The organism is Enterobacter cloacae complex sp. 2021EL-01169 (assembly GCF_020733125.1).
Lineage (GTDB): Bacteria > Pseudomonadota > Gammaproteobacteria > Enterobacterales > Enterobacteriaceae > Enterobacter > Enterobacter roggenkampii.
The window spans coordinates 17,472-30,629 of sequence record NZ_JAJFTC010000009.1; the positions used below are offsets into that span (position 1 = coordinate 17,472).

The window sequence follows — 13,158 nt, forward strand, 5'->3', positions numbered from 1 at the left end:
TTTTCCTTAATCCATTTGTAAGTCTCTCTTAACAGCGCAGCAATCGGGTATACTCAGGCGCGCCAGGTTTACACCCTGGCGCGCCCTGCGCTTCGAGTTTTGTGGAGAGTCATTTTGCGTGTCAGCCGTTCCTTAACAATCAAACAGATGGCGATGGTCTCTGCCGTCACCATGCTGTTTGTCCTGCTCTTCTGCGTAATTTTGCTGTTTCATTCCGTACAGCAGAATCGCTATAACACGGCTTCGCAATTAGAAAGTATCGCCCGCTCGGTACGCGGCCCGCTGTCTGCCTCCATTCTGAAAGGGGATATCCCCGAAGCGGAAACCATTCTAAAACGTATTCAGCCGGCCGGTGTTGTGAGCCGGGCGGACGTCGTGCTACCCAATCAGTTTCAGGCGCTGCGGATGAGCTTTATCCCGGAGCGTCCCGTCCCGATGATGGTGATGCGCCTGTTTGAACTGCCGGTGCAAATTTCGCTTCCCGTCTATTCGCTTGAGCGCCCTGCGAATCCACAGCCTCTGGCCTACCTGGTGTTACAGGCAGACTCCTACCGCATGTATAAATTCGTCATGAGTTGGGTGGTTACGTTAGTGACCACTTGCTTACTTATGACGCTTATTCTCAGCGTTGCGCTGACATGGTGCATTAACCGGCTGATTGTCCATCCCCTGCGCCGTATCGCCCGCGAGCTGAACACGCTTGCGCCGCAGGATCAGATGGGACATCAGCTTGAGCTGCCGCGTCTGCATCATGACGATGAGATCGGCATGCTGGTGCGCAGCTACAACCTCAACCAGCAGCGCATCCAGCGTCAGCAGGATGAGATGAACAGTAGCGCCACCCGTTTTCCGGTATCGGAGCTTCCCAATAAAGCGTTCCTGATGGCGATGCTGGAGCAAACCGTTGAGCGCCAGCAAACCACCGCGCTGATGGTCATTGCCTGTGAAACCCTGCAGGACACTGCTGGCGTGCTTCAGGAGAGCCAGCGAGAGATGCTGCTGCTCACCCTGGTGGAAAAGATCAAATCTGTCCTTGCCCCGCGCATGGTGCTGACCCAGGTCAGCGGTTACGACCTGGTGGTGATTGCCAACGGCGTAAAAGAACCCTGGCATGCGATCACGTTAGGTCAGCAAGTACTCACTGTCATTAATGAGCGGCTGCCGATTCAGGGTATCCAGCTTCGCCCGAGTGCCAGTATCGGGATTGCCATGTTCTATGGCGACCTGACCGCGGAACAGCTTTATCGCCGCGCCTTCTCGGCGGCCTTTACCGCCCGGCGCAAAGGGAAAAATCAAATCCAGTTCTTCGACCCGGCGCAGATGGAAAAGGCGCAGCAGCGCCTGACGGAAGAGAGCGACATCCTGACCGCGCTGGATAACCGCCAGTTTGCCCTCTGGCTGCAGCCGCAGGTGGATCTGCGGACGGGAGAGGTAAAAAGCGCCGAGGCCCTGCTGCGTCTGCAGCAGCCGGATGGCACATGGGAGCTGCCGGAAGGGCTGATTGAGCGCATCGAGTCCTGCGGCCTGATGGTCACCGTCGGCTACTGGGTGCTCGAAGAGTCCTGTCGTCAGCTTGCCGCCTGGCAGGAGCGCGGCGTAACGCTGCCGCTGTCGGTCAATTTGTCTGCCATGCAGCTTATGCACCCGACCATGGTTTCTGAGATGCTGGAGCTGATCCATCGTTACCGGATCAAGCCCGATACGCTGACGCTGGAAGTGACGGAGAGCCGACGCATTGACGATCCTAACGACGCGGTTGCCATCCTGAAGCCGCTGCGCAATGCCGGCATTCGCATTGCCCTGGACGATTTTGGCATGGGCTACGCCGGGCTGCGCCAGCTTCAGCACATGAAGACGCTTCCGGTGGATGTACTGAAAATTGACAAAGCGTTTGTCGACGGTCTGCCGGACGACAGCAGCATGGTGCAGGCGATTATCCAGATGGCGCGCAGCCTCGACCTGCATCTTATTGCCGAGGGAATTGAAACCGACGCGCAACGCGCCTGGCTGGCAGAGGCGGGCGTGGAGAGCGGGCAGGGTTTCCTGTTTGCCCCCGCAGTGCCTTCGGATGTCTTTGAAGAACGATACCTTTCTGGTGCTGACAATAACGCAAAAGTGTAATTTTGTTGCTGGCTTGTGCGAGCCAGCTCAAATTTCTTAACATTTGTGTTTCAAATTTGAACTGAGTTTATTTCTGTCCTGTTATGCGGGTGTTATTTTAAAGCCGCAGGTTAACCATAACCTTACAAAGCCTGTGGTTTTTCTTCCCAAGGACACCCTATGAAAACCTCACTCTTCAAAAGTCTTTATTTCCAGGTCCTGACAGCCATCGCCATCGGTATTCTGCTGGGTCACTATTACCCTGAACTGGGCGCGCAAATGAAACCGCTTGGCGACGCGTTCGTTAAGCTCATCAAAATGGTCATCGCGCCGGTGATCTTCTGTACGGTCGTCACGGGCATCGCTGGCATGGAAAGCATGAAGGCGGTTGGCCGTACCGGTGCAGTGGCGCTTCTCTATTTTGAAGTGGTCAGTACCCTTGCGCTGATTATTGGTCTGGTCATCGTTAACGTGGTGCAGCCAGGTGCGGGGATGAACGTCGATCCCTCGACGCTGGATGCCAAAGCGGTTGCGGTCTATGCCGAACAGGCGAAGGATCAGGGCGTGGTGGCCTTCCTGCTGGACGTCATTCCTGGCAGCGTCATTGGCGCGTTCGCCAGCGGAAACATCCTCCAGGTGCTGCTGTTCGCCGTGATGTTTGGCTTTGCCCTGCACCGCCTGGGGAGCAAAGGCCAGCTTATCTTTAACGTGATCGAAAGCTTCTCGCAGGTCATCTTCGGCATCATCAATATGATCATGCGCCTGGCGCCCATCGGTGCCTTCGGTGCGATGGCCTTCACCATCGGTAAGTATGGCGTCGGTACGCTGGTCCAGTTGGGTCAGCTGATTATCTGTTTCTATATCACCTGTATTCTTTTCGTGGTGGTGGTGCTGGGCTCCATCGCCCGCGCGACCGGTTTCAGCATCTTCAAATTTATCCGTTACATCCGCGAAGAGCTGCTGATTGTTCTGGGAACCTCCTCGTCAGAATCGGCGCTGCCGCGCATGCTCGATAAGATGGAGAAACTCGGGTGTCGTAAATCGGTGGTGGGGCTGGTGATCCCGACGGGCTACTCCTTCAACCTGGACGGCACCTCGATATACCTGACGATGGCGGCGGTGTTTATCGCACAGGCCACCAACAGCCATATGGATATTTTCCATCAGATCACCCTGCTGGTGGTGCTCCTGCTCTCCTCTAAAGGCGCGGCGGGCGTAACGGGCAGCGGCTTTATCGTGCTGGCTGCCACTATCTCTGCAGTGGGGCACCTGCCGGTGGCGGGCCTGGCGTTGATTCTCGGTATTGACCGCTTTATGTCAGAGGCGCGTGCGTTAACCAACCTGGTGGGTAACGGCGTGGCAACGGTAGTGGTCGCGAAATGGGTGAAAGAGCTGGATCACAAAAAGCTCGACGATACTCTGAATAATCGTTCAACTGACAGCAAAAATCCTGGCTTATCCTCTTAATCTTGTCACAAATGCCCGTATTCCCTTGTGGGGATGCGGGCTCCTGCGCATAATAACTGTTCATACCTGTCATAATTCGACAAGATTTTTTTTGGGTATATTTCACTTCGGACCGTGACGTTTTGCCGAACGCGCGGTCTAATCGACGTGTTTTCATCGTCATCTTTAAGAGTGAAGCGCGTCGCGAGGCACTCTTTTTTTACCAGGAATGTTGATCAGGGGTTCACATGCAGGGCACAAAAATTCGACTCTTAACCGGCGGTTTGCTGATGATGGCAGCAGCCAGTTATGTGCAGGCAGATGCGCTCCAGCCAGACCCGGCCTGGCAACAAGGGACACTAGCGAACGGTTTTCAGTGGCAGGTGTTAGCCACGCCGCAACGTCCCAGTGACCGTATTGAAATCCGTCTGTCTGTTAATACCGGTTCTCTTACGGAAAGCACCCAGCAAACCGGTTTCAGCCACTTTATTCCCCGGCTGGCGCTCACGCAGAGCGGCAGCCTGCAAGCGGTTCAGGTGCGTTCGCTCTGGCAACAGGCCATCGATCCGAAACGCCCGCTTCCTCCGGCTGTGGTCTCGTATGACTACACCATGTTTAACCTGAGCCTGCCTAATAACCGCAACGATCTGCTTAAAGAAGCCCTGACGTATCTCTCCGATGCCTCCGGCAATCTGGCGATTACGCCGGACACCGTCAACTATGCGTTGAGCAACAGCGACATGGTGGCGACCTGGCCTGGTGATACCAAAGAGGGCTGGTGGCGTTACCGCCTGAAAGGCTCGACGTTGCTGGGACATGACCCTGCCGAGCCGCTAAAACAGCCGGTGGACGCCGAACAGGTGAAATCGTTCTACCAGAAGTGGTACACCCCGGACGCGATGACGCTGATCGTGGTGGGTAATGTGGACAGCCGCGCGGTGGTGGAGCAGATCAACAAAGCGTTTGGCGATCTGAAAGGCAAGCGTGAATCGCCTGCCCCTGTTCCGACACTCTCCCCGCTGCGTGCAGAGCCTGTCAGCATTATGACGGACACCGTGCGTCAGGACCGACTCTCCGTGATGTGGGATAACGCCTGGCAGCCCATCCGTGAGTCCGCGGCGCTGTTGCGCTACTGGCGTGCCGACCTGGCGCGTGAAGCGCTGTTCTGGCACGTTCAGCAGACGCTCAGTAAGAATAACGTGAAGAATATCGGTCTTGGCTTTGACTGCCGCGTGCTGTTCCAGCGTGCGCAATGCGCCATTAACGTTGAATCACCGGGCGATAAGCTGAATGCCAATCTGGGTGTCGTCGCGAAAGAGTTGGCAAAAGTGCGTAAAGAGGGGCTTTCCGAAGAGGAATTCAACGCGCTTGTGGCGCAGAAAAAACTCGAGCTGCAGAAGCTGTTTGCGACCTACGCGCGCGCCGATACCGATATTCTGATCAGCCAGCGTATTCGCTCTTTGCAGAATCAGGTGGTGGACATTGCGCCGGAACAGTACCAGAAGCTTCGTCAGGATTTCCTGAACGGTCTGACCGTCGAAATGCTCAACCAGGATCTCCGTCAGCAGCTGTCGCAGGAGATGGCGTTGATCCTTCTGCAGCCGAAGGGCGAACCGGAATATGACATGAAGGAACTTCAGAAGACCTGGGATTCCATCATGGCGACCGCGCCGCAGCCGACGCAGGCCGCGACGGCTGATGATTTACACCCGGACGCGACGGATATCCCGCAAGGGCAGTAAGACGTAGACATTCCCTCTCCCTGTGGGAGAGGGTTAGGGTGCGGGCATCAGCCCGCACCCTACTTAAACAGGCATTGCCTCACGCGGAATAATCGCCCCGCGATACTGAATCACCGTGCTGGCCGTCAGATGTCCACGCTGTGCCGCCGCTTCCGGCGTTCCGCCCGTCAGGCGTACTGCCAGATAGCCCGCGCTGAATGAATCACCCGCCGCCGTGGTATCAATCACTTTCTCTTTGGCAAGCTTCACCGCCGGGACCTCAATCGCCGCTTCACCCGTAATCGCGACCAGGCACGACTCCGCACCGCGCTTAATCACCACTTCGCTCACGCCAGCCGCTTGCGTGCGTGCAATCACGTCCTCTACCGGTTTCTCCCCCCAGAGGGCGTCTTCATCATCGAGCGTCAGGAAGGCGATGTCGGTGCATTGCAGCATCTGCTGATAGACCTGCTGCGTCTCTTCACGGCTGGCCCACAGGCGCGGGCGGTAGTTGTTATCGAAAATGACCTTGCCGCCGTTGGCACGGCATTCGCGCAGCAGCGAGAGCAGCTTTTCACGGCTGGTGGGGCTCAGGATCGCCAGGCTGATCCCGCTCAGATAGAGATAGTCGAAGGTCGACAGCGCTTCGCAGATGGCCGCGGCGGCCTCGCTCTCCAGCCAGAATTTGGCCGCGGCTTCGTTACGCCAGTAATAAAACGTGCGTTCGCCGGTATCGTCGGTCTCAATGTAATACAAACCCGGCAGGCGGTTTTCCATACGCTGGATCAGCGAGGTATCAATATGTTCACTTTGCCAGGCCTCAAGCATCTGCTGGCTGAAGCTGTCCGTCCCCAGGGCGGTAACGTAGTTCACGGTGAGCGCCTCAGGCGCAACCTGGCGGGCAATATAAACGGAGGTGTTTAACGTATCGCCACCAAATCCGCGGCTCACTTCCGCGCCTTTTTGTGACAGCTCAATCATGCATTCGCCAATCACGGCAATTTTTTTAGACATAATCGTGAACCTGAACAGAAGAATGATCAGCAGTGTGCGCTGAGTGAATTAACAGGTCAACTATATTAAAACAACGTTCCATTATTTTATTTGAGCCAGCGCGTGTTCCTGCGCATTTCTGTCATCTTAATTTCATTTTCCCGGTGAATTGAACATAAAGTTCTCAATTGTCGCGCCGATAATCCTGTGACGAGTCCAGAAAGGCCATCCCAACAACAGGACATCTGAAATGAAGTCAGAGCAGGTTATCCAGCGGCTGAGCACCACGCCTGAGGCAAGTATTGAGAACTTGCAGGAGCATCGCTACTGGCTGCAATGTGAGCGTGCGTATACCTATCAGCCGATATACCGAACAGACGGTCGACTGATGGCCATTGAAATTTTGACCGTCGTGACGCATCCCTCAAACCCTACCCAGCGTATCGCACCGGATCGCTATTTTGCCGAAGTGGCCGTTCGCCAGCGTCTTGACGTGCTGGAAGAGCAGCTCCGTATGCTTGCAACGAAGCAGGCCTTTTTCGAACAGCACGATATCCTCGCCTCAGTGAATGTCGATGGCCCCACTCTGCTGGCGCTGCGTCAGAACGCGAAATTGCAGGCGCTGATCGCCACTCTGCCGTGGGTGCGCTTTGAGCTGGTGGAGCATGTCCGCCTGCCGCAGGACTCCTCGTTTGCCTCCATATGCGAATACGGCCCGCTATGGCTGGATGACTTTGGCACCGGCATGGCGAACTTTTCGGCTCTGAGTGAAGTGCGTTATGACTACATTAAAGTGGCCCGCGATCTGTTCATTATGCTGCGTCAGACCCCGGAAGGGCGGAACCTGTTTACGCTGTTATTACAGCTGATGAACCGCTATTGCCAGGGCGTGATTGTTGAAGGTGTGGAAACGCTGGAAGAGTGGCGTGATGTGCAAAGCTCGCCTGCCGCGGCGGCGCAAGGCTATTTCCTCTCCCGACCGGTACCCATGGATCGCCTCGATAGCGTGATAACTACCCTCTGATAAGCCCGCTTCCCTTTGTCTGGACTATAGTTTTACAGGACAGGTCATCAGGAAAGGGGATAAAAATGACAAGAACAACCAGGGTAATCTCCTGGACAGCAGGGATTTTCTTGTTGTTGTTCGTGGTCGTCGCCATCATTATCGCGACGTTTGACTGGAACCGTCTTAAGCCGACCATCAACCAGAAAGTCTCAACCGAACTAAACCGCCCCTTCGCCATACGCGGTGATTTAGGGGTCGTGTGGGAGCGTCAGAAAGAGGAGCCCGGCTGGCGAAGCTGGATCCCCTGGCCGCACGTCCACGCCGACGACATCATTCTCGGTAACCCGCCGGATATCCCGGACGTCACCATGATCCACCTGCCGCGCGTTGAGGCCACGCTGGCCCCGCTCGCGCTGCTGACCAAAACGGTCTATCTGCCGTGGATCAAACTTCTGCAGCCCGATGCGCGCCTGATCCGCCTCTCTGAAAAAAACAATAACTGGACGTTTAACCTTGCCAGCGACGGCGAAAAGGATCCGAATGCCCAGCCCTCTTCGTGGTCATTCCGTCTGGACAATATTCTTTTCGATCGCGGGCGGATCGCCATCGACGATAAGGTCAGCAAGGCCGACGTGGAGATCCTGGTCGATCCGCTGGGCAAGCCGCTGCCGTTTAGCGAGGTCACGGGGACGAAAGCCAAAGGTGACACGGCAAGCGTGGGCGACTATGTCTTCGGCCTGACGGCAAAAGGACGCTACAACGACCAGCCGCTCAGCGGTAAAGGGAAAATAGGCGGCATGCTGGCGCTCCGGAGCGAAGGCACGCCGTTCCCGGTGCAGGCGGACTTCCGCTCCGGTAACACCCGCGTGGCGTTCGTGGGAACGGTCAACGACCCGATGAACATGGGCGGCGTCGATCTTCAGCTTAAATTTGCCGGTGATTCGCTGGGCGAGCTGTATGAGCTGACCGGCGTGCTGCTGCCGGATACCCCGCCGTTCGAAACGGACGGGCATCTGGTCGCCAAAATCGACAGCGAAAAATCGTCGGTTTTTGACTACCGTGATTTTAACGGCCGCATCGGCGACAGCGATATCCACGGCTCGCTGACCTACACCACCGGAAAACCGAGACCGAAGCTGGAAGGGGACGTTGAGTCCCGCCAGCTGCGTCTGGCCGATCTCGGCCCGCTGATCGGCGTGGATTCCGGTAAAGGTACGAAGTCAAAAGAGGTGAAAAAGGACATTCAACCTGCGGGAAAAGTGCTGCCTTACGATCGCTTTGAAACCGATAAGTGGAACGTGATGGATGCGGATGTGCGCTTCAAAGGGCGTAAGATTGAGCATGGCAGCACGTTGCCGCTGAGCGATCTGTCGACGCATATCATCCTGAAAAATGCCGATCTGCGCCTGCAGCCGCTGAAGTTTGGCATGGCGGGCGGGACGATTTCCTCCAACATTCACCTGGAAGGCGATAAAAAGCCGATGCAGGGGCGCGCGGAGATTCAGGCCCGCAGGCTTAAGCTGAAAGCGCTGATGCCGAACGTCGAGCTGATGCAGAAGACCCTCGGCGAGATGAACGGCGATGCCGACATTCGCGGCGTGGGGAACTCCGTGGCGGCGCTGCTGGGCAGCGGTAATGGCAACCTGAAGCTGCTGATGAACGACGGGCTGGTGAGCCGCAACCTGATGGAAATCTTGGGCCTGAACGTCGGGAACTATATCATCGGGCAAATCTTCGGTGATGATGAGGTGCGGGTGAACTGCGCGGCGGCCAATCTGGATCTGGTTAACGGCGTGGCGCGTCCGCAGATTTTTGCCTTCGACACGGAAAATGCGGTGATTAACGTGACCGGTACCGCCAGTATGGCGTCCGAACAGCTGGATTTGACCATCGATCCGGAAAGTAAGGGGATCCGTATCATCACGCTGCGCTCGCCGCTGTACGTGCGCGGAACCTTCAAAAATCCGCAGGCGGGCGTGAAGCCCGGACCGCTGATTGCGCGTGGTGCGGTGGCTGCGGCGCTTGCGACGCTGGTTACCCCCGCCGCAGCGCTGCTGGCGTTGATATCGCCGTCAGAGGGCGAGGCGAATCAGTGCCGGACCATTTTGTCACAGATGAAGAAGTAAGGTGCGGCCTGTTTTTGCCGGGTGGCGCTGCGCTTACCCGGCCTACATTTGAATCGTAGGCCGGGTAAGGCGTAGCCGCCACCCGGTATTAGCTTACAGAGCCTGGTGCTTCGTCTCGTGCGTCAGCAGCAGCGCAATCAGCGTCAGTGCCGCCATGGCAGCCAGATAAACGCCCACATAGAACAGGCCGTAGTTTGCCTGCAGCCAGGTGGCGATATACGGCGCAACGGAGGCGCCCAGAATAGACGAGACGTTGTAGGAGAACGACGCGCCGGTATAACGCACTTCCGTCGGGAACAGCTCTGGCAGCAACGCCCCCATCGGGCCGAAGGTCAACCCCATCAGGCTCAGGCCAATCAGCAGGTAGGCCATCACCAGCGCCGGGCTACCTGAACCCAGCAGCGGCGGGAAGACGAACAGAGCAAACAGAACGATCAGCGTGGTGATGGTGATCATGCTTGCGCGACGACCGAACTTATCCGCGAGCAGGCCCGCAATCGGCACCATCACGCCAAACCCGATCACCGCCATCATCAGCATCCACAGCACTTCGTTACGCGGCAGACCCAGCCCAACCGGCGCGGCGGCGGTACTGAAGGTCATGGAGTAAACGGTCATGATGTAGAACAGCGTGTAGGTGGCCAGCATGATAAACGTGCCCAGTACGGTCACGCGGACGTGCTTGGTCAGCAGCGTGCCCAGCGGCACTTTCACCTGCTTGTTCGCCGCGGCCACTTTCGCGAAAACAGGGGTCTCATGCAGAGAAACTCGCACGTACAGGCCAATCAGCACCAGCACGGCTGAGAAGACAAACGGGATACGCCAGCCCCAGCTCATGAACTGTTCATCCGTCAGCAGCCAGGAGAGCAGCAGGAACGTCCCGTTGGCGAAGAAGAAGCCAATCGGTGCGCCAAGCTGCGGGAAGGAACCATACAGCGCGCGCTTGCGCGCCGGGGCGTTTTCGGTGGCCAGCAGCGCCGCGCCACCCCATTCACCACCCAAGCCCAGACCCTGACCAAAACGCGCCAGCGCCAGCAGGACCGGCGCCAGAATGCCGATGGTCTCATACGTCGGCAGCAGGCCGATGGCCACGGTGGAGATCCCCATCGTCAGCAGCGAGGCCACCAGCGTCACTTTGCGTCCGATGCGATCGCCAAAGTGTCCAAACAGCGCGGAGCCAATCGGACGCGCAACAAACGCGATAGCAAAGGTCGCCAGGGACTGCAGCGTGGCCGCCGTCGGATCGCCCTGCGGGAAGAAAATGTGCGGGAAGACGATGACCGCCGCGGTGGCGTAAATGTAAAAGTCGAAGAACTCGATGGCGGTGCCAATCAGCGAGGCGACGACAACTTTATTTCGCGAATTTACCGGAACGTTTTCCGTTTCTGAGTCGAGTGTGGTGGCGGTTGCTTGCATAATATTTTCTTATTTTTGTCGAACGAAAGGCCATATTACGCACAGCAAAAGCGACATTTCAATCTGTAACAAAGCCGCGACCTGGTGATAAAAGCAACAAAAAGCGGATAATTTTCAGGCCAGCCAAAACACGTCTATGAAATGCTTCACAGATTTTAAATATCAGTCAATAAAACTGGTTTTCGGTTAAATAAAAGTTACGGACTGGATTTATATGCTGAAATGATGAATCGGGCTGAAATTTCAGCCCGGGAGAGGGGTTAACGGTGCGTTTTGCCCGGCATTCGCGGGTCGTCTTTGTACTCGGCAGTGGCGATCCACGCTGCGCAGAACAGGGTTAAACGTGCGAAGAAGTAGAAGAACGCCATTAACCCCAGCACCGAGCCGAACGCCGCGCCGGAAGGGGATTTCACCAGCGACGGCAGGGTGTAGGTCATCACGATTTTGATCACCTCAAAGCCGATCGCCGCGATCAACGTGCCGCGGATCAGCGCCTTCTTGCGGGGACGATGACGGGGCAAGCGCCAGAAGATCCAGAAGAACAGCAGGTAGTTGGCGAAGATGGAAATGGCCAGCCCAATGCTGCGCCAGGCGGGCTTCAGCCATTCGATGTAATCAAGGTAGAGCGCGGAGATGATCATCTGCTGCGCGGAGCCCGCCACGGAGGTAATGGACAGCGTCACGATGAGCGCGACGAGCAGGCCAATCAGCGAAACAAAGTCGCGGAGATACTTCACCCAAATCTTCTCCTGATCCTGCGGCTTACGCTCCCAGACATCGCGCGACTGGGCGCGAATGGCCTCGCGCAGGTTGCCCATCCAGTTAACGCCGGAGTAAAGGGCAATCAGCAAACCGACGATACCGACGGTGGTGCGCTGCTGGACGGCGGTATTGATGGTGCTTTTGAGCGTGCTGGCAAGGGTTGGATCACTGACGTTATTCAGGATTTTGTTAAAGATATCCTGCAGCAGCGTCGGGTGCGACGCGAGCACAAAACCGGCCGCCGCAAACGACACCATCAGGATCGGGATCATCGACAGGAAGGAGAAATAGGTGATAGCGGCACCAAACTGGTTTCCCATGCGGTCATTAAAGCGTTCGGTCGCACGTATCAGATGCGCAATCATGGGAAACTGCTGAATTCTGGCGATAATGCCGGTGACGGTCCCCAGCGCTTTGCTGGCGGTACCTGGAGACCTGGTCTCTTCCGGCTCGGTCTCCATCTTCTTGATGGGTTCATACTCTAAATGTTGGGTGGGTCGTTGCGGGTTATTTTCCGGCGTCACGCGTCTTTTCCTTTTCGTTTGGCTGGATGTTACTGAATTATAGCTTGCGACTAGTCCACGTAAGCTTTTGTGAGTTCGGTCAGCCACTCCATGAACAGATGTACCCGGCGGGAGAGGTTGCGCCGGTGGGGATAAATCAGGGAGACAGGCATTGGTTCGGCCCGGTATTGCGGGAGAATTTCAATCAGTTTCTTCGCGCGCAGTAAATCTCGCACCCCAACCCGCGGAACCTGAATGATGCCCAGCCCGGCGAGGCAGGCAGCCTGGTAAGTTTCGGTGCTGTTAACAGTTAACACCCCTCCCGTTTTTATCCACTGCGTCGTACTGCCGTTATAAAACTCAAAGCCCTGTGGGCGAGTTCCCAGCGTAGCGGTGTAGTGAATGACGGCGTGCGAGCCTAAATCGTCCAGCGTTTCCGGGTAGCCAAAACGCGCCAGATAATCCGGGCTGGCGCAGTTAATCACCGACAGCTTGCCCAACGGTCGGGCAATAAGCCCTGAATCTTTCAGGGTGCCGACGCGTACCACGCAGTCAAACCCTTCGCGGATCACATCCACCAGACGATCGCTGCTGCTGAGCTCCAGCTCGATGCCCGGATAATGCTGCAGAAAAGCAGGCAGTTTGGGGATGACTAAATTTCGAGCTACGGCGACGGGCATATCCACGCGGAGCCGTCCGCTGATGCTGGAGGGATCGTGCAAAAACATACCGTCCAGCTCATCGAGGTTTGCCAGCAGATCTTTTGCCCGTTCGTAATAGACCATACCGTCCTGCGTCAGGCTGACGCGGCGGGTGGTGCGGTGCAATAGCTGGGTGCCAAGCCGGTTTTCGAGGGCCTGAATCTGTCGTGACACGCTGCCTTTCGGCAACGTTAATGTTTCTGCCGCGCGGGAAAAACTCTCCAGTTCCGCGACGCGAACAAACAGCTGCATTGCGTGAATTTTATCCATAGATATAGCTCATTGTTGTTTGTGCTGAAACAGTGAAGCGTTTTAACTCATCTTTATTGATTTTCTATCACCTAATAAGCTCTTACTCAATCTCCATAACAGCCAAAACGAGGT

General features: G+C 56.4%; 9 protein-coding genes. 5 read left to right on the forward strand and 4 right to left on the reverse strand.

The window, feature by feature from the left end; all coding sequences use genetic code 11:
* The first annotated feature begins 114 nt into the window (after positions 1-114).
* From hmsP to LLF79_RS19105, 3 genes are all read left to right on the forward strand, one after another.
* Complete coding sequence (gene hmsP / locus LLF79_RS19095; protein WP_227880180.1) at positions 115-2,121, forward strand: biofilm formation regulator HmsP; 2,007 nt, start codon at positions 115-117, stop codon at positions 2,119-2,121.
* A gap of 159 nt (positions 2,122-2,280) precedes the next feature.
* A complete protein-coding gene (locus LLF79_RS19100) occupies positions 2,281-3,567 on the forward strand; it encodes a dicarboxylate/amino acid:cation symporter (RefSeq protein ID WP_021242141.1) in 1,287 nt (428 codons plus the stop codon).
* Between the two features lie 227 nt (positions 3,568-3,794).
* Positions 3,795-5,288, forward strand: coding sequence for a pitrilysin family protein (locus LLF79_RS19105; protein WP_008503229.1), 1,494 nt, complete (start codon positions 3,795-3,797; stop codon positions 5,286-5,288).
* Between the two features lie 63 nt (positions 5,289-5,351).
* On the opposite strand, the gene LLF79_RS19110 is transcribed toward LLF79_RS19105, so the two are convergent.
* Positions 5,352-6,281, reverse strand: a complete 930-nt coding sequence (locus LLF79_RS19110; RefSeq protein WP_025910181.1) for a sugar kinase — start codon at positions 6,279-6,281, stop codon at positions 5,352-5,354.
* A 229-nt stretch (positions 6,282-6,510) separates the two neighbouring features.
* On the opposite strand from LLF79_RS19110, the gene pdeH reads away from it, so the two are divergent.
* Both pdeH and LLF79_RS19120 read left to right on the forward strand, forming a co-directional pair.
* Positions 6,511-7,284 (forward strand): cyclic-guanylate-specific phosphodiesterase, encoded by a 774-nt coding sequence (gene pdeH / locus LLF79_RS19115; RefSeq protein WP_128301972.1) that lies wholly within the window; start codon positions 6,511-6,513, stop codon positions 7,282-7,284.
* A 65-nt stretch (positions 7,285-7,349) separates the two neighbouring features.
* Complete coding sequence (locus LLF79_RS19120) at positions 7,350-9,392, forward strand: AsmA family protein (protein ID WP_227880183.1); 2,043 nt, start codon at positions 7,350-7,352, stop codon at positions 9,390-9,392.
* 93 nt (positions 9,393-9,485) lie between these two features.
* Here LLF79_RS19120 and LLF79_RS19125 read toward each other — a convergent pair whose 3' ends face one another.
* The 3 genes from LLF79_RS19125 to LLF79_RS19135 form a co-directional block, all read right to left on the reverse strand.
* Positions 9,486-10,808 (reverse strand): MFS transporter, encoded by a 1,323-nt coding sequence (locus LLF79_RS19125; protein ID WP_008503129.1) that lies wholly within the window; start codon positions 10,806-10,808, stop codon positions 9,486-9,488.
* Positions 10,809-11,068: 260 nt separating this feature from the next.
* Positions 11,069-12,094, reverse strand: coding sequence for an inner membrane protein YhjD (gene yhjD / locus LLF79_RS19130; RefSeq protein ID WP_008503128.1), 1,026 nt, complete (start codon positions 12,092-12,094; stop codon positions 11,069-11,071).
* Between the two features lie 50 nt (positions 12,095-12,144).
* Positions 12,145-13,044: a LysR family transcriptional regulator gene (locus LLF79_RS19135; RefSeq protein ID WP_008503127.1), complete on the reverse strand. Its 900-nt coding sequence runs from the start codon at positions 13,042-13,044 to the stop codon at positions 12,145-12,147.
* Positions 13,045-13,158: the final 114 nt, after the last annotated feature.